Here is a 15,097-nt window from a genome sequence, read left to right as displayed (position 1 = left end):
CGGCATGGGCAACAGGGGCTCCCGGCCGACCCCCCAGGTAAGCGTTGGGTAGCCTCGAAGCGTGAGCGCACGCGACTCTGACTGGGACGGCGTACGCCTCCATGTGGTCACCGGCAAGGGCGGTACTGGCAAGACCACGGTGGCCGCCTCGCTCGCCCTGGCGCTGGCCTCGGGCGGGCGCAAGGTGCTGCTCGTCGAGGTCGAGGGACGCCAGGGCATCGCCCAGGTCTTCGACCTGCCGCCGCTGCCCTACGAGGAGCGCAAGGTGGCCGTCGCCCCCGGCGGCGGCGACGTGTACGCGCTCGCCGTCGATCCCGAAGAGGCGATGCTCGAATACCTGGAGATGTTCTACGGCATGCGCCGGGCCGGCCGGGCGCTGACCAAGATGGGCGTCATCGACTTCGCCACCACCATCGCCCCCGGCCTGCGCGACGTCCTGGTGACCGGCAAGACCAGCGAGGCGGTCCGCCGCCGGGGCAAGAACGGCAAGCGCGTCTACGACGCCGTGGTGCTCGACGCCCCGCCGACCGGCCGGATCGTCCGCTTCCTCAACGTGACCCACGAGGTGGCCGGGCTCACCAGGGTCGGCCCCATCAAGAACCACGCCGACCTCGTGCGCGGCGTCATGGCCTCCCCCGAGACGGCGGTCCACTTCGTCACGCTGCTTGAGGAGATGCCGGTCCAGGAGACCATCGACGGCGTCGCCGAGCTGCGCGCCGCCGGGCTGCCGCCCGGCGGCATCTTCATCAACATGGTCCGCCCGGCCGGGCTGCCCGCCGACGCCCTGGAGTCCGCCCTGGAGGGCCGCTTCGACGTCGCGGAGCTGGCGCTCGGGCTGAAGGCCGCCGGGCTCGCGGACGGCCCCGCAGACGCCTCCGCGATCGCCGACGCGCTGGCGGAGGAGGTGTCCGAGCACGCGCGCCGTACGCGCTTGGAGGGCGCCGAGCGGGAGACCCTCGCCGAGGTGGGCCTGCGCCGCTACGAGCTGCCGCTGCTGGCCGACGGCGTCGATCTGACCGGGCTGTACGAGCTGGCCGAGTCCATGAGCACACAGGGAGCCGCGTGACCGCCAAGAATCCCCCGGTCCTGGAGATCGACGCCATCCTCGACGACCCCGCCACCCGGATCGTGGTGTGCTGCGGATCCGGCGGCGTGGGCAAGACCACCACCGCGGCGGCCCTCGGGCTGCGCGCCGCCGAACGCGGGCGCTCGGTCGTGGTGCTGACCGTCGACCCGGCGCGCCGCCTGGCCCAGTCGCTCGGCCTCACCGAGCTGGACAACACCCCGAGGCCCGTGCCGGGCATCGACGGCGACGGCACGCTGCACGCCATGATGCTCGACATGAAGCGGACCTTCGACGAGATCATCGAGGCGCACGCCGATCCCGAGCGCGCCCGGCTGATCCTGACGAACCCCTTCTACCAGTCGCTCTCGTCGAGCTTCTCCGGCACGCAGGAGTACATGGCCATGGAGAAGCTGGGCCAGCTCCGCCGCTCCGGCGAGTGGGATCTCATCATCGTGGACACCCCGCCGTCGAGGTCGGCCCTCGACTTCCTCGACGCCCCCGAGCGCCTGGGCCGTTTCCTGGACGGCAAGCTCATCCGGGTGCTGTCGGCCCCGGCCAAGGCGGGGGGACGCAGCGCCTTCAAGCTGCTCAACGCCGGTTTCGGGCTGGTCGCTGGAATGCTCACCAAGGTGCTGGGCGCGCAGGTGCTCAAGGACCTGCAGACCTTCGTGTCGGCCCTGGACGCCGTCTTCGGCGGCTTCCGGCAGCGGGCCGACCAGACCTACCGGCTGCTGCAGGCGCCGGGCACCGCCTTCCTGGTCGTCGCCGCGCCGGAGCGCGACGCGATGCGGGAGGCGTCGTACTTCGTGGAACGGCTGGCGGAGGAGCGGATGCCCCTCGCCGGGCTGGTGGTCAACCGGGCTCACGTCTCCCCCGCCGGCGCGCTCTCCGCCACCAGGAGCGCCGCGGCCGCGGAAGACCTGGAGAGCCGGGGGGAGCACGAGCTGACCGCCGCCGTGCTGCGGCTGCACGCCGGGCGGATGCAACTCGGGGCTCGTGAGCACCGGGAGCGGAACCACTTCGTCTCTGCGCACCCGACCGTGCCACTGGCCCAGGTGCCCGCTCTTCCGGTGGACGTGCACGATCTCGCCGGGCTACGGCAGATCGGCGCCCTCATGACGGGCTGACCACTCAGGCGTGGCCGGCCCCGGGCCCGTACCAACGGGCCTGTATCGGCTTGGGGGGCCTGTGGCGGGGCACACGACTCGCCGGCGTCCCGCCAGACGCCGGCCCGCGTCCACTGGACGCGAGCCGCCTGGAGGCCCCAAGGCCCCGCCCTCAAGGCGGCTCGCCACCGAGGTCACCCGGCGATCAGCTCATTCGTCCGCTCGTACTGCTCCTTGGCCGTTTCGAGCAGGTCGCGCCAGGAGGTGACGTCGGGCCGCCTCCGCAGCAGCGCGCGTCGTTCCCGCTCGGTCATGCCGCCCCAGACACCGAACTCGATCCGGTTGTCCAGAGCGTCGGCCAGGCACTCAGTACGGACCGGGCATCCTCGGCATATCAGCTTCGCCCTGTTCTGGGCGGCACCCTGGACGAACAGCGCGTCAGGATCCGCACCTCGACAGGCGGCACGGGAGGTCCAATCCGTGATCCACATTTCGACCCCACTCCCCTTAAGGTGGTCAGTCGTCTTGTCGGCCGACGGGCGCGGGCGTCGAGCCTCCTTATTCAGTTGCCGCAGAGGAGAACGTACGCAACCAAGCGCTGGGGCGGACAGTCCCCGGCTGGGCCAATTTCCCGCATGGTCATCAGGGGCCATGTGGCCGGGAATGACTAGTCACCTCGGTCGAGGGGAAGGGGCGGAGCACCGGTCTCGGTTCGGCAAATTGGACTTTGCATGCCGTTTAGCTCATGGTGCCGTCGTACTCTTAGTCTCGTGCAAGCACAGGCCAAAGATCGGTCGTCGCTGCTCGCGAACGTGTTACGGCTCATCATCGCGGCAGCGGTCGCAGGCATGCTCGCAGCGGCGGTCGCGCTGCCGGCCGTCGGCGGAGTGGGCATGACCGTCAAGTCCGCCACCGAAGGACTGCAGCTGACCCCGGAGGAGCTGGACGAGCCTCCGCTCCCCGAAAAGTCAGTACTACTCGACCGCGATGGGGATCCTATCGCCCAGTTCTACTTCGAGAACCGCGAATCGATCAAACTCGATCAGGTCGCCCCCGTCATGCGGGAGGCGATCGTCGCGATCGAGGACTTCCGGTTCTACGAGCATGGGCCGATCGACCTGGAGGGCACCGTCCGCGCGCTGGCCAAGAACCTCTCCAGCGGCGGCGTGACCCAGGGCGGTTCGTCCATCACACAGCAGTACGTGAAGCTGGTCCTGTTCAACAAGGCCGAGACCAAGGAGGAGCGCGCGGCCGCGACGGCCACGACCTACTCCCGCAAGCTCACCGAGCTGCGCTTCGCGATGGCGCTGGAGAAGAAGTACACCAAGGACCAGATCCTGGAGCGGTACCTCAACATCTCCTACTTCGGGGCGGGCGCGTACGGGGTCCAGGCGGCCTCCCGGCGGTTCTTCGACAAGCCGGCCTCCAAGCTGACCCTGGCCGAGGCGGCGACGCTGGCGGGGGCCGTCCAGAACCCGTCGGTGACCGACCCCAACGTGAACAAGGCCAGCCGCAAGCGGCTGCTCGACCGGCGCAACGTCGTGATCGACCGGATGTACAAGATCGGCAAGATCACGCCCCAGGAGGCCGCGGAGGCCAGAGCCAAGCCGCTCGGCTGGAAGGACGTCGACATCCCCGGCGGCTGCCAGGAGAGCCCATATCCGTACTTCTGCCTCTACGTGCAGTACGAGATCCTGACGAACCCGGCGTTCGGCAAGAGCGACTCACAGCGCCGCAGGCTACTCCGCAACGGCGGGCTGACCATCCGGACCACGCTCGACCCCAAGATGCAGCGGGCCTCGGAGAAGGCGATCGCCCGTTACGTCGATCCCACCGACGATCCGGTGGCCTCGCAGGCCATGGTGGTCCCCGGCAGCGGGGAGATCAGGGCGATGGCCGCGAGCCGGAAGTTCGGGGCGAGCCGGAAGAAGAAGGAGATCAGCTACAACCTGCCCGCCGACCGCGCGCACGGCGGCGGCGCCGGCTTCCAGGCGGGCTCCACCTTCAAGGTGTTCACCCTGCTCACCGCGCTCGACCAGGGCATGAAGGTGGACGACGGGCTGAAGGCGCCGAACGGCTACATCGCCCCCAGCGTCTCCTCCTTCAAGAACTGCAAGGGACGCAATGTCGGCGAGCCCACCGCCCCCCATCCGATCAGCAACTCCAGCGAGGGCGGCGGCGGCTTCAAGAGCCTGTCCACGGGCACCTGGGGCTCGGTCAACACCTTCTTCGTGGCCCTTGAGGAGAAGGTCGGGCTCTGCGAGACCGTCACGATGGCCAAGGAACTCGGCGTCAAGCGGGCCGACGGCACGCCGCTGCGCGAGTTCCAGACCTTCACGCTCGGCATCAACGAGATGGACCCGGTCACGCTGTCCAACGCCTACGCCACCATCGCGGCGCGCGGCGAGTACTGCCGGCCGATCGCCGTCACGGAGGTCCGCGACCGGTACGGCAAGGCCACCAAGCACAAGCCCAAGTGCAAGCAGGTCCTCGACGAGGAGGTCGCCGACGCGGCCAGCCACATCCTGTCCGGCGTGTTCACCAAGGGCACCATGTCGGGCGTGGGCGGCATCGGCCGTGACGCGGCGGGCAAGACCGGCACCACCGACAACTACACCGCCGCGTGGTTCGCCGGATACACCCCCGACCTCGCCTCGGCGGTCAGCCTGGGCGACCCGCGCGGCGCGTTCGCCAACGACCTCACCGGCGTCACCATCGGCGGCACCACCTGGGGTTACGTGTACGGGGCGACGATCTCCGGGCCGATCTGGAAGTACTCGATGATGGAGGCGCTGAAGGGCACCGACCCGACCTCCTTCACCCCGCTCAACATGGAGCGCTTCGGCGGGTGCAGCACGGCCTGCGCGCCCAAGCCGCCCAAGAAGGAGAAGAAGGAGGGCGAGGACGGCGACGGTGACGGCGATGACGGCGACGGTGACGACTGGGAGGAAGAGGACCAAACCCTCCCGGACCAGGACGGCGGCATCGACCAGCGCTGGAACGACGACGTCGACTTCGGCGACCCCATCACCCCGATCGGCTGACCGCCTGATCAGGTTTTGTGTGAGTCGAGCAGCAGGCGGAGCAGCCGGTTGAGCTCCGCCTGGTCGCCGGGATCGAGCGCGTCCAGGAAGTCGCGCTCGATCTTGTCGGCCGCCCCCGAGAGGGCCTCCGCCGCCGCCCCTTCGGGGGTCAGGATAATCACCCGGCGGCGGCGGTCGTCCGGGTCGATCTCGCGCAGCGCGAGCAGGATCCCGACGGGGACCGGCAGCCGGCGGGCCTATGGACACGCCGTGGGGGCGCGACATCACTCACCCGCCGCTCAGCCGACCAGGCGAAGCCGTACGGCCTGCGCCACCCGGCCGTACAGAAGGAGACGGGCCCTGTGGGCCGGTGAAGGGGGCTCTCAGCCGGCCAGGCGGGTCCGGACGGCCTGAGCCACGCGGCCGCCCTCGGCGCGGCCGGCGACCTTTGGGTTGAGGACCTTCATGACCTGGCCCATCGCCTTGGGGCCGGACGCGCCGGACTCCGCGATGGCCTCGTCCACGAGCCTGCCCAGCTCGTCGTCGGAGAGCTGGGCCGGGAGGTACTCCTCAAGGACGGCGTGCTCGTCCAGCTCCGCCTGGGACTGCGCGGCCCGGCCCGCGCCCGCGAACGCCTCGGCCGCCTCCCGGCGCTTCTTGGCCTCCTTGGTCAGCACCTTGACGACCTCGTCGTCGGACAGCTCCCTGGCCGCCTTCCCGGCGACCTCCTCGGTGCTGATCGCCGCGAGGGCCATCCGGATGGTCCTGGTGCGGACCTCGTCACGACTCTTCATGGAGACCGTGAGATCGGCCTTCAACTTGTCCTTCAGCGCGCTCATGCGGTCCATCTTGCCGTACCGGCGGACGCCGCCCGGCGAGTTCGGCCCCGCCGTGACGCGCACGGCGCTGGCATGATGAAGGGGTGAGAAAAGCAGCAGCGGTCTCTCTGTCCATGCTGGGGCTCGGCGTCGCGGGCATCGGCTACGCCTCCGTGGTCGAGCGCAACTGGTTCCGGCTGCGCCGCTTCGACGTGCCCGTCCTGGCCCCGGGGCAGCGCCCGCTGCGCGTCCTGCACCTCTCCGACCTCCACCTCACGCCCGGCAGGCGGCGGCTGATCGAATGGGTGCGCTCCCTGGGCGAGCTGCAGCCCGACCTGGTGGTCAACACCGGCGACTCCATCGCCCACCCGGAGGCGATCCCCCCGCTGCTGCACGCCCTTGAGCCGCTGCTCACCCGGCCGGGGCTGTTCGTCTACGGCTCCAACGACCTCTACGCGCCGCAGCCGAAGAACCCGGCCCGGTACCTCTGGCGCACCTCCAAGGGAGACGCCCGCCAGCACGTGCCGTCCCTGCCGTGGGACGAGCTGGGCGCCGCCATGGCCGCCGAGGGCTGGCTCGACATGAACAACACCACCGCCCGCCTCAAGGTCGGCGAGGTGGACATCGCGGTGGGCGGCATCCACGACTCCCACATCAACCGCGACCGCTACGACCTCATCGAGGGTCCGGCCCCGGCCGACGCCGACCTCCGCCTGGGCGTCATGCACTCCCCCGAGCCGCGCAACATGACCCGTTTCGCGGCCGACGGCTACCAGCTCCTCCTGGCCGGCCACACCCACGGCGGGCAGCTCTGCATCCCCTTCTACGGCGCGCTCGTCACCAACTGCGGCATCGACCGGGCCCGCGTCAAGGGCCTCAGCCGCCACGACTCCGCCTTCCTCCACGTCTCCGCCGGCCTGGGCACCTCCCCCTACGCCCCGGTCCGCTTCGCCTGCTTCCCCGAGGCCTCCCTTCTGACCCTGGTTCCTCGCCGTTGATCGATGACACATCCACCCACGAAGTCCGCTAGACTTTCCCAAGCACGGGCCGCCAGCCCGGGCACCGGGGTGTAGCGCAGCTTGGCAGCGCGCTTCGTTCGGGACGAAGAGGCCGTGGGTTCAAATCCCGCCACCCCGACCCAGAAGTTCCACGTCAAGGGCCTGATCGCTAACGATGGCGATCAGGCCCTTGATCGTTTGACCGTCATTTGACCGTGGCTCTGAACCTCGTCACAGGGCACTGACCGGTTCAAATGAGTTCCCTTGGGCACCTTGATCGCCAGATCATGGCCGGTTCATCACGCCGGATGGTTCAACCAGACTCACCCCCAGCGGGACAGCGAGAGCCCCGTCCCTGCCGGGTACGGGGCTCTCGCGGATGTTGTGGTTCAGGAGCCGAAAACGCTCCGCGCGTTATCTCTGTCCACGCCGATCAGGCAGAGCAACTCGCTCGTGGGTACGCGGTAGGTGTCGCCGACCCTGATGACGCGACAGGGGAACTCGTCTCGCTGGACGAGGCGATAGGCGGTGTTCCTGCTCAGCCCCAGCGCACGGGCGGCCAGCAGGAGAGGTACGACCGCGGGTAGTGCTTGCACTTCCGCCAGCGTCAGCGGCTTCATGGCGCTTCCTGACCACGCTCGCCTCTGGCGATCGCGTTGCGCGCGACTTTGGCGATGATGGCCATCGTCCACGACCCGCGATGATCGCTGCCACCTCGCACATGCCGCGACCCGGCGGTGCGCAGGCTAGTGACCGAAGCTCCGGCCGAAGCGCAGGCGATCAGCCGCCGGTGGCCCGCCGCGAGGGCGGCCCGCCAGACGGCGTCCAGCAGCACAGTGCAGGCGTTCGGGGTGCCGTCGGTGGCCAGGCACAGCACCTCAGCCGTACGGCCGTCGTCCACCCGCCAGCAGGCGGGGCCGCCGGCGAACACGACACCGACCAGTGTTCCCGCCCCGGTCGTGGCGGCGAGAACGATATCAGCCGTGGTGGGCGGAGCGGCGTGCTCACCGGTCCAGGCGACAAAGGCCCGGGCGGTCTGCACCCCTACCGGTTCGACGGCCAAGTGTGATTTCTCGGTTTTGTTCAGCCCGCTGTGCGCGGAACGTGTGTCATTCCAGTTCTCCATTGCTGTTGTCGGGACACGCATTTTCCGGATGCGCGCCACCCGGACCGCAGGCGCAGCGCGGGCGGCATGTGACCAGGCAAGCAGACGGCTCAGAGTCTGCTCCGAACCTCCTGCGCGGGCTCAGAAGCGGGCCGCTCAGATGCTCAGAACCGGCTCAGACACTCAAATCTCTGAGAAATTCCTGAGCGGATTCCCAACCGTCTTCTGAGCCGCTTCTGAAGGGGGGTGCATAAAGGGTTCGAGACAAATTCGAGCCTTCGACCGGAGCAATGACATGAGCGCTCACCGCCGCGCCGAATCGCCCTTGGACACCGCCGAGACCTCTTTCCGGCTGCTGACGACCGGGCCGGGCGGGCTGTCGCTGGACTGCACCACCATCGCCCCCGGCATGCCGCGCGGCCCGGTCGGGCTACGCGACCTACGGCTGCTGCTCACCAGCCGGGAACTCACCGAACAGACGCGGGACGCCGTCTGGCGCCAGATTATCGCCCGCGCCCGACAGTCCGGCTCCGCCTGGACCGTGGCGGCTGTCGGCATGGCGATGCCCGCCCTGCGCCGTATCGCACTCTCGCTGACCCGCGACCTGCCCTGCGGCGATCCGGTGGACATCGACATCGCGATCATGGCGGGCTATCTGCGGGCCCTGCACCGGCTGGACGTGCGACTGCCCGATGTCCGCATGCGCCTGTGCGCTGCGGCCCGCCACGCGGGCGAGCACACCCGCCGCCACATCACCACCCAGCGACGCCCCACAGCCGAACCGCCACCGCCGTCCCGGCCCTGGTATCACCCCGACCTGGTGCTGATCGACGCTGTGAGCGAGGGCGTGCTGAGCGAGCAGGACGCCGAGCTCATCACGCTGTCCTGGCTGGAGGACATCCCCCTACGACGGCCGGTCGGCACGCCACGATCCTGGCAAGCCATGCCCTGCCCTGCCTGCCCATCCGCTTCCGCGCGGAGCCGAGCACTTCCGGATGCGACAACGGGAACCGGACTGAAAGGAGACAGGGACACCCGCCCTGGCTCCGCGCGGATCTCTCCCAACCATCCCTCCGTAGCGGCACGCCGCAACCGGCAGCAACCCGCCGCCGCCCGGCACGCGCCTACCACCCGGCGGCAGACGGGCTGCCGCTCGTGGCAACAGCCACAGGCGCGGCAGCACACCGGTTGCCGCCACCGGCACGGCATGCCGCCCGCGCGCTGGATTGCCGTCTGGGCGCTGACCTTGACGGTGGTTGCGGTCGTGCTGGTCGCCGTTGTGGCAACCGGCGCGTCCGCCGCCTCGATGGCCGCTGCCGTCCCGCCTGATCTGAACACCGTCCTGGCCAACCTGCGGAACTGGCTGATCGGGCTGCTTGCCGCACTGGCAACGCTGATGCTGACCGTCGGCGGCCTGCGGTACCTGATCGCCGGCGGTGACCCCGGCGAGGTCCAGAAGGCCAAGGCCGCGCTGAAGGCGTCAGCATTCGGGTACGCCCTGGCCATCCTGGCCCCGCTGTTCGTGAGCGTGCTGCAGCGCATCGTGGGCGGATGAGCGGCGATGAACATCCGCACGCCTCTGCCACCCGCCGCGGCAGTCGCGGCAACGGCGGCAATGGGCTTCCTCATCGCCGGATGCGTTGCCACCATGACGGCAACCGCGAATGCCGCCTCGGCACCGGCCCCCTCGCCCGAGCCGTCACCGCCCGCAGACGAGGGCGGCGGCTGGGGGTTCGGGCTCGGTGACCTGATCAACAATCAGATCAACGCCTGGTTCGCGAACCTGGCCGCAGTGGCGATCAAACCGCTGCTCGAGGTGCTGGCCGTGACGCTGCTGGCCACCCCTGACCTGTCCGGCAACGACCGGGTGTTCGACCTGTGGAAGGCGACCGCCGCGATCGCCAACTCGGGATTCGTGCTGCTGGCCACCATCGGTGCGATCGTGGCGATAGGCCACCAGAGCGTGCAGGCCCGGTACGCGGTCAAGGAGGTCCTTCCCCGGCTGGTGGTCGCGGTACTGGCGGCCAACGTCAGCTTCACCGTCTGCGGGAAGATCATCGAGCTGGCCAACGCGCTGTCGCGGGCGCTACTCGGCCAGGACTTCGACGGCAACCGCGCGGTGGCCACCATCCGGCTGTTGATCATTACCGGTGGGCAGCAGGCGATCTTCTACGTCCTGCTATCCCTGGTCGGGGCGGTCTTGCTGCTGGTGCTGCTGATGGCCTACGTGATGCGGGCCGCCCTGGTGTTGCTCCTGGTCGTGGCCGCGCCGCTCGCGCTGGCATGCCTGGCCCTGCCGTACACCGACGGGCTGGCCCGGTTCTGGTGGCGGGCCTTCACCGGACTGCTGATCGGCCAGGTGGCGCAATCGCTGACGCTGGTGCTGGCGGTGCGGGTCTTCTTCAACCAGGACGGGGGGCTGCTGCTCGGGCTCATGCCGAGCGGACAGTTGATCAATCTGGTCCTGGTGTTGTGCCTACTGATCATTCTGGTGCGGATCCCGGTGTGGGTCTCCCGCCGGATCTTCGCCCAGACCGCCGGACGCCGGTCGATGATCGCCCGGATCGTGACCTACGCGGTTGCCTACAAGCTGACCTCACCGGTCCTCAACGCCCTGCATCTTGGCAGGGGCCGACGCGGCAACGGCACAGAGGGCGGCAGGGGCGTTGCCGCGCGGAATGCCGCCGTTGCCGTACCGGCCATCGCGGCAGGGCCTGCCGGAACGGCTGCCGCCCATGCGGCAACGCGGCGTACCGGCCCCGGTGGCCACACGGCACGAGCGGCATCCGCTCCCGCCAGACGCAGCCCCTCGTCGAGAAGGCCTGCTCCGACGGCTTCGCCGAACCCAGTCGCGCATCCAGCGGGATCCCAGGCACCGATCAGACCGACCACGCCGGTGTACGGGTACCCACGCGAGACCTACTACGCCAACGGTCCGGCCGGACTGGCCCAGATGTACCACCTACGAACTCGCCCTCATTCCGGGAAGCCGCCGCAAAGCGGGGGCGGTGAGAAGCGATGAGCTGGACAGAGCCGGTCCGCATTCCCAACGTTGATCAGGAAGACCGGATCGTCGGCGGCTTCACCGCCCGTCAGGTGGCCATCCTGGGCGCTACCGCAGGTGTGCTGTACACCGCTTATCTGGTGGCAGGGGAAGGTCTATCGCTCCTTGTCTTCGCCGCCGTCGCTCTACCCATCGCGCTGGCCGGGCTCCTGCTGGCCATCGGACGGCGGGGCGGCGTCGCCTTGGACCGCTACCTGCTGGCGGCGCTCCGCCACGCCCGTAGACCCAAGCACCTGATCGGCCCACCGGGGGATGCGCCGAGCCCGCCCGCGTGGATCGCCATAAGGCCCGGTCCGCGTCCTGCGCCGTTGCGGCTGCCCGCGCACGGCGTGACCGGCGACGGACTGATCGATCTCGGCCCGGACGGCGTCGCCGCCGTGGCGGAGGTGTCCACACTTAGCTTCGCTCTGCGCACGCCAAACGAGCAAGACGCGCTGGTGGCGGTGTTCGGCCGCTGGCTGCACTCGCTGTCCGGCCCGGCGCAGATCCTCATCCGCGCCGAACAGGTGGACCTCACCGGCATCATCAGCACGCTGGCCGGGCAAGCCCGCACCCTGGCCCATCCCGCACTGGCAGCGGCGGCACAGGAGCACGCGGACTTCCTGGCCGATCTTGCCGCGCGGCATGAACTGCTGCGCCGCCAGGTCCTGCTGATCGTCCGCGAGCCGTCACCGGCCCGGGCGCTGCGGCGGCTAGAGGAGGCCACCCGGCTGCTGTCGGCGTGCGGACTGACGGTCCGCATGCTGAACGGCCACGCCATCAAAGCGTTGCTGGCCTCCTGCTTCGATCCGACCGCCCCACCCTGTCCGCAACTTGAGCCCACCGAAATTATCACGAGGAAACGCCGATGAGGATTTTCCGTAAGCGCATAGACCGTGACCACTTCGGGCCAGACGCGATCAACGTTCAGCCGAGGAGCCTGCGCGTCGGTGACGGCCTGTGCACGACCCTGGCCATCAGCGGCTATCCGCGCGACGTCTCGCCGGGCTGGCTCGAACCACTGCTCACCCACCCCGGCCGCCTGGACGTTTCCATCCACGTCGACCCGGTCCCATCCCTGGTCGCCGCCGACCGGCTGCGCAAGCAGCTCGCCCGCCTGGAATCCAGGCTGCGCAGCGACCACGAACACGGCCGTCTCCTGGACCCCGGCGCGGAAGTCGCCGCCGAGGACGCCCAGGAACTGGCCTCCCGGATCGCCCGGGGCCAGGCGAAGCTGTTCCGCGTCTCGATCTACCTCACCGTCCACGCCGCCACACAGGACGAGCTGGACGAGGCATGCGCCCAGGCCAGAGCACTGGCCGGCGCGCTGCTACTGGACGCCCGACCGGTCGCCTTCCGCCAGCTCCAGGGCTGGGTATCCGCGTTGCCCCTGGCGTTCGACAACCTGAACGCGAGCCGTACCTTCGACACCCCCGCGCTAGCGGCGGCCTTCCCGTTCACCAGCCCGGACCTGACCACCGAGCTCGGCCCGACCGCCGTCCTGTACGGCGCGAACGCCGCCAGCGCCTCGCTGGTCGCCTGGGACCGGTTCGCCCAGCCCAACCACAACTCGGCGATCATCGCCAGCAGCGGCGCGGGGAAGTCCTACCTGGCCAAGCTCGAAGCCCTGCGGTCGTTGTACGCCGGGGTCGAGGTCGCGGTCATCGACCCCGAAGACGAGTACGCCCGGCTCTGCACGGCGGTCGGCGGAGCCTACCTGCACCTGGGCGCACCCGGAGTGCGGCTCAACCCCTTCGACCTGCCTCAGGACAACCACACGGATGGCGATCTGCTCACGCGACAGTCGCTATTCCTGCACACGCTAGTCGTGGTCATGCTCGGCGAAACCCTGGACAAAGCGAGCAAGGCAGCACTGGACCGTGGGATTTTGGCCGCTTACAAGCAGGCCGGGATCAGCTTCGATCCGGGCACCTGGAACCGGCCGCCGCCGCTGATGCGTGACCTGGTCACCGCGCTGACCGAGTTCGGTGATGCCAAGGCGGCCGAGGTGGCGGCTGGGCTCACGCCGTATGTGTCCGGCAGCCACCGAGCCCTGTTCGACGGGCACACCACCACCCGCCCGGACGCGCATCTCATCGTGTTCTCGCTGCGGGATCTGCCAGAGGAACTGAAGGCCGTCGGCACGCTCCTCACGCTCGATGCCGTCTGGCGACGCGTCTCCGATCCGAGCAAGCGACGCCCGCGTTTGGTGGTTGTCGATGAGGCGTGGCTGCTCATGAAGGACCCCGAGGGCGCCAAGTTCCTGCTGCGGATGGCCAAGGCGGCGCGCAAGCACTGGGCGGGGCTGTCGGTGGTCACCCAGGACGCCGGCGATCTGCTCGGTTCTGAGGTGGGGCAGGCGATCATCGCCAATTCCGCCACGCAGATCCTGCTCCGCCAGGCGCCCCAGGCCATCGACGCGATCACCGACGCCTTCCGCCTGTCCGACGGCGAACGACACCTCCTGCTGTCGGCCGAGCGAGGTACCGGTCTGCTGGCCGCCGACTCCGGCGCGTCCCGGGTGGCCTTCCACGTCCTGGCCAGCGAGCAGGAACACCGCCTGGTCACCTCATCGCCGCAGGAACTCGCCCGATACGAGGAGGAGGGCCGATGATCGGTGACCTTTTGAACCACCCGGACGCCCTCGTGGAAGTCGTCATGTCCTGGCTGGCCGGACACGGCAGTTGGCTTGTCCTGACGGCTTCGGCCGCCGTAGTCGCCGTCGCCGTGGTGGGGGCGCTGCTCTCGCGGGTGCGGCAGCGCGCGATGAACGACGGGGCCCGCTGCCTGGAGATCCTCGCACCGCCCGCCGCAGACCTGCCAGGCGCGCAGGCCCTGTGGAGCAACCTGCTCGGATTGCTGCGCCCGGCCTGGAAACGGTTCCTGTTCGGCCAGCCGCACCTGGTCTTCGAATACGTCTTCGGCGTCGGCGGCGTGCGGATCCGGATGTGGATCCCTGGCACCGTGCCCCAACACCTGGTCGAGCACGCGATCGAGGCCGCCTGGCCCTCCGCACGCACCACCCAACTCGACGCCACCCCGCCTCTCCCGCTGGAGGGGCAGGCCACCGGCGGGCAATTCATACTCGCCCGCGACGAACGGCTGCCACTCAAGCACGACCATGACCACGACCCGCTGCGCGCCCTGCTCGGCGCGGGAGTGGGCATGCCGACCTGGCAACACGCCGCCGGGCAGATCCTGGCCCGGCCCGCCACCGGCCGCCGCCTCACCCGCGGCGCCTCCAACATCCCAATCGTGCTGTTGCGCGGCGTCCTGGACTTCGTCTCACCCGGTCCCGCCCGCGCTGGGGTGATCCACCCCGCGCCCGACCACGCCGTACGGCTGGAGCACTACGCCGAGGCCCGCGCCATCCGCGACAAGGCCGTCCAACCCCGGTACGAAGTCGCCGTCCGCTACGCCGTACAGGCCGACGAAGGCGACAAGCCCCCGCTCCGGCGCGGCGCGATCCGGGGCCGGGCACACGCGATCGCCTCCGCCTTCGCCGTGTTCTCCGGACACAACCGGCTGGAACGCCGCCGCCTGTACCGCCCAGCACGGCAACTCGCCGTCCGCCGACTGCGGCGGGGATTCCTGCTGTCGGTCCCGGAACTCGCCGCGCTCGCCCACCTGCCGATTGACCCCGCCGTACCTGGACTCCAGCGGGCCGGAGCCAACGCCATCGCCCCCTCACCCCAGATCGCCCAGCGCGGCAAGGCGCTCGGCGTCGCCGACGCCGGCCACCAACGGCCGGTCGCCCTGGGCGTGATCGACTCCTGCCACCACGTCCACGTCCTGGGCCCGAACGGCACCGGCAAGAGCACGCTGCTCGCCCAGATGATCCTTTCCGACATCCAGGCCGGGCGCGGCGTCGCCGTAGTGGACGCCAAGGGCGACCTGGTCACCGACCTGCTCGGCCTCATCCCCGAAGAGGCCGCGCC

13 protein-coding genes, 1 tRNA gene and 1 pseudogene are annotated in these 15,097 nt (G+C 69.8%); 10 read left to right on the top strand and 5 right to left on the bottom strand.

Annotation, left to right across the window (positions count from 1 at the left end):
• Positions 1 to 61 precede the first annotated feature (61 nt).
• Both P3X83_RS19820 and P3X83_RS19815 read left to right on the top strand, forming a co-directional pair.
• A complete protein-coding gene (locus tag P3X83_RS19820) occupies positions 62 to 1,066 on the top strand; it encodes an ArsA-related P-loop ATPase (RefSeq protein WP_277306620.1) in 1,005 nt (334 codons plus the stop codon).
• Entirely contained in the window at positions 1,063 to 2,193 is a 1,131-nt protein-coding gene (locus tag P3X83_RS19815) for an ArsA family ATPase (protein WP_277306619.1), read from the top strand. Before P3X83_RS19820 ends, P3X83_RS19815 begins: the two co-directional genes overlap by 4 nt.
• A gap of 173 nt (positions 2,194 to 2,366) precedes the next feature.
• Here the strand turns inward: P3X83_RS19815 and P3X83_RS19810 are convergent, their stop codons facing one another.
• On the bottom strand, positions 2,367 to 2,663 hold the full coding sequence (locus P3X83_RS19810) for a WhiB family transcriptional regulator (RefSeq protein WP_277306618.1): 297 nt from the start codon (positions 2,661 to 2,663) through the stop codon (positions 2,367 to 2,369).
• A 279-nt stretch (positions 2,664 to 2,942) separates the two neighbouring features.
• Here P3X83_RS19810 and P3X83_RS19805 point away from each other — a divergent pair, with 279 nt between their 5' ends.
• Positions 2,943 to 5,216, top strand: a complete 2,274-nt coding sequence (locus tag P3X83_RS19805) for a transglycosylase domain-containing protein (protein WP_277306617.1) — start codon at positions 2,943 to 2,945, stop codon at positions 5,214 to 5,216.
• 8 nt (positions 5,217 to 5,224) lie between these two features.
• On the opposite strand, the gene P3X83_RS19800 is transcribed toward P3X83_RS19805, so the two are convergent.
• On the bottom strand, positions 5,225 to 5,377 hold the full coding sequence (locus P3X83_RS19800; protein WP_277306616.1) for a hypothetical protein: 153 nt from the start codon (positions 5,375 to 5,377) through the stop codon (positions 5,225 to 5,227).
• Between the two features lie 201 nt (positions 5,378 to 5,578).
• Positions 5,579 to 6,034: a GatB/YqeY domain-containing protein gene (locus P3X83_RS19795; RefSeq protein WP_277306807.1), complete on the bottom strand. Its 456-nt coding sequence runs from the start codon at positions 6,032 to 6,034 to the stop codon at positions 5,579 to 5,581.
• A 113-nt stretch (positions 6,035 to 6,147) separates the two neighbouring features.
• On the opposite strand from P3X83_RS19795, the gene P3X83_RS19790 reads away from it, so the two are divergent.
• A complete protein-coding gene (locus P3X83_RS19790; protein WP_277306806.1) occupies positions 6,148 to 7,011 on the top strand; it encodes a metallophosphoesterase in 864 nt (287 codons plus the stop codon).
• Between the two features lie 65 nt (positions 7,012 to 7,076).
• A tRNA-Pro gene (locus tag P3X83_RS19785) sits at positions 7,077 to 7,150 on the top strand.
• A gap of 250 nt (positions 7,151 to 7,400) precedes the next feature.
• Here the strand turns inward: P3X83_RS19785 and P3X83_RS19780 are convergent.
• Both P3X83_RS19780 and P3X83_RS19775 read right to left on the bottom strand, forming a co-directional pair.
• Positions 7,401 to 7,607, bottom strand: a complete 207-nt coding sequence (locus P3X83_RS19780; RefSeq protein WP_277306615.1) for a helix-turn-helix domain-containing protein — start codon at positions 7,605 to 7,607, stop codon at positions 7,401 to 7,403.
• Between the two features lie 20 nt (positions 7,608 to 7,627).
• Positions 7,628 to 8,074, bottom strand: coding sequence for an XF1762 family protein (locus P3X83_RS19775; RefSeq protein WP_277306614.1), 447 nt, complete (start codon positions 8,072 to 8,074; stop codon positions 7,628 to 7,630).
• Positions 8,075 to 8,411: 337 nt separating this feature from the next.
• Here P3X83_RS19775 and P3X83_RS19770 point away from each other — a divergent pair, with 337 nt between their 5' ends.
• The 5 genes and pseudogenes from P3X83_RS19770 to P3X83_RS19750 form a co-directional block, all read left to right on the top strand.
• A complete protein-coding gene (locus tag P3X83_RS19770; RefSeq protein ID WP_277306613.1) occupies positions 8,412 to 9,671 on the top strand; it encodes a hypothetical protein in 1,260 nt (419 codons plus the stop codon).
• A 6-nt stretch (positions 9,672 to 9,677) separates the two neighbouring features.
• A complete protein-coding gene (locus P3X83_RS19765; RefSeq protein ID WP_277306612.1) occupies positions 9,678 to 11,138 on the top strand; it encodes a hypothetical protein in 1,461 nt (486 codons plus the stop codon).
• Positions 11,135 to 12,031, top strand: a complete 897-nt coding sequence (locus P3X83_RS19760; protein ID WP_277306611.1) for a PrgI family protein — start codon at positions 11,135 to 11,137, stop codon at positions 12,029 to 12,031. The genes P3X83_RS19765 and P3X83_RS19760 overlap by 4 nt, the downstream gene beginning before the upstream one ends.
• Positions 12,028 to 13,773: an ATP-binding protein gene (locus tag P3X83_RS19755; protein ID WP_277306610.1), complete on the top strand. Its 1,746-nt coding sequence runs from the start codon at positions 12,028 to 12,030 to the stop codon at positions 13,771 to 13,773. Before P3X83_RS19760 ends, P3X83_RS19755 begins: the two co-directional genes overlap by 4 nt.
• A pseudogene (locus P3X83_RS19750) lies at positions 13,770 to 15,097 on the top strand (hypothetical protein); the annotation flags it as partial. The gene P3X83_RS19755 and the pseudogene P3X83_RS19750, both read left to right, overlap by 4 nt.

The organism is Spongiactinospora sp. TRM90649 (assembly GCF_029382225.1).
Lineage (GTDB): Bacteria > Actinomycetota > Actinomycetes > Streptosporangiales > Streptosporangiaceae > Spongiactinospora.
The sequence above is the reverse complement of the archived record's forward strand: the minus strand, read 5'-3'. Positions and strand labels throughout refer to the sequence as shown.

Bases quoted from the DNA above. Each gene is read 5' to 3' on its own strand.
- P3X83_RS19810 (WP_277306618.1), bottom strand. From the start codon at position 2,663: ATGTGGATCACGGATTGGACCTCCCGTGCCGCCTGTCGAGGTGCGGAT.
- P3X83_RS19795 (WP_277306807.1), bottom strand. From the start codon at position 6,034: ATGAGCGCGCTGAAGGACAAGTTGAAGGCCGATCTCACGGTCTCCATG.
- P3X83_RS19790 (WP_277306806.1), top strand. From the start codon at position 6,148: ATGCTGGGGCTCGGCGTCGCGGGCATCGGCTACGCCTCCGTGGTCGAG.
- P3X83_RS19770 (WP_277306613.1), top strand. From the start codon at position 8,412: ATGAGCGCTCACCGCCGCGCCGAATCGCCCTTGGACACCGCCGAGACC.
- P3X83_RS19765 (WP_277306612.1), top strand. From the start codon at position 9,678: ATGAACATCCGCACGCCTCTGCCACCCGCCGCGGCAGTCGCGGCAACG.
- P3X83_RS19760 (WP_277306611.1), top strand. From the start codon at position 11,135: ATGAGCTGGACAGAGCCGGTCCGCATTCCCAACGTTGATCAGGAAGAC.
- P3X83_RS19755 (WP_277306610.1), top strand. From the start codon at position 12,028: ATGAGGATTTTCCGTAAGCGCATAGACCGTGACCACTTCGGGCCAGAC.